We start from the raw sequence: 1,489 nt of genomic DNA on the forward strand, positions 1-1,489 counted from the left end.
ACCACCGAGCACACACCGCACTCGGCGGCCACCCACCCGCCAGCCGCGTACCTAACCTCTCAGGTCAGTACACCTAGGTCGTCGACGCCGCGAAAGTGGCGCTCGTCGCTGGCGATCCAGTCGGCCATCACGATGAGACCACTGAGCTGCAACTGCACCGCGCGGCTCGGAGCCTTCACCGGCTGCACCTGGGCGAGATCCTCATAGCCCAGGCATCGGGTGAAGGTCTCTGCGAGCGCACGCTGGACCTTCGCCCACGCCGGCCCCTTGCCCTGCGGTTCGCCGCGCGCCGTGTTACGCCCGGCGAACACCGCCACCGAAGGAAACGCCCCGTGGTGGCCCGCCACCAGCGGCCACAGCCAGGCGATCTGCTGCGCCTACCACCCATCCTCGCGAAGGAGGGTACGCACGATCAGAGCGCCGGCCTTGTCATGCCGCCACCGATTGCGCTTGATGGCGGGCTCGTTCCAGGTCAGCCCGACCCGCCGTACCGCCTCGGCGTCCTCGCCGTCCACGCTCTGAAACGCGGGCGTGGCCTTCCCGCAATCATGCACACCACACAGCCAGGAGAAAAACAGCCGCCCCTGCCCTGCGGAGATGTCCTGCAACTCCTGCTTGGTCGCCGGAGCCAGGTAGTGATCCCAGAGCTGCTCCGCCACGGCAGCGGTGTCCAATAAGTGCGATAAAAGAAGATTCGTCCTCCCGCCCGCTTTCTTGCGGGATTTACCCCATAATGCTCCTATCTGTTGGGTGACGATGGGTTCGTAACCAAAACCGCGATGCCAATGTGCCGACATGAGCCCCTCCTGACTTGGATGGGGAGCATAGAGACCTCGACCGACAAAACCGCTTCAGCGGGCGCCTGCGATATTGTTCGCCTCACATACGGCATTAACATCTAGATCATTCCTAAGGGCAACCGCCGCGATGACGGAGCGCCATCCTGCTGAGCAACTAAAGAATTTCGGCGCCTGCCGCCGCTAAAGCCGCAGGTCACTAAGTGTCGGCCCCGCGCCTGCGGGGATGGTCCTGCGCATGTCATCGTTCGTCCGGAAGTCCAGAGGTCGGCCCCGCGCCTGCGGGGATGGTCCCCCCGACCGGATGGCCCGGTCGGGGTTGGTGTGGTCGGCCCCGCGCCTGCGGGGATGGTCCCCCCGCTCCACTACCGAGTGTGACGAGTGGCTGGTCGGCCCCGCGCCTGCGGGGATGGTCCCTGCGGCATCCGGTCGACGTGGGTGAAGACCTCGTCGGCCCCGCGCCTGCGGGGATGGTCCTCAGCGACCGCCTCCACCTCACCATCTGACCCAGTCGGCCCCGCGCCTGCGGGGATGGTCCCCCGTCACCCCCACACACAGCACTGAGCTACCGGTCGGCCCCGCGCCTGCGGGCCCGGTGCGTGGAGACGCGCACGCCGGGTGTGCGCCGTGAGGCGCTTCGTTGTATCCCCGACGCAGTCGGGAGGAACTCGGAGGGAGGTTCTTGGGTCGCC

1 pseudogene and 1 CRISPR repeat array are annotated in these 1,489 nt (G+C 66.9%); the pseudogene reads right to left on the reverse strand.

Annotation, left to right across the window (positions count from 1 at the left end):
- Positions 1–59: 59 nt before the first annotated feature.
- Positions 60–797 (reverse strand): annotated as a pseudogene (locus ACSDR0_RS50535) (CRISPR-associated endonuclease Cas3'').
- Between the two features lie 205 nt (positions 798–1,002).
- A CRISPR array of direct repeats spans positions 1,003–1,396; the repeat unit is 28 nt; unit sequence GTCGGCCCCGCGCCTGCGGGGATGGTCC.
- The last annotated feature ends 93 nt before the right edge of the window (positions 1,397–1,489 follow it).

Origin of the sequence: Streptosporangium sp. G11 (genome assembly GCF_051192615.1) — a bacterium.
Taxonomy (GTDB): Bacteria; Actinomycetota; Actinomycetes; order Streptosporangiales; family Streptosporangiaceae; genus Streptosporangium.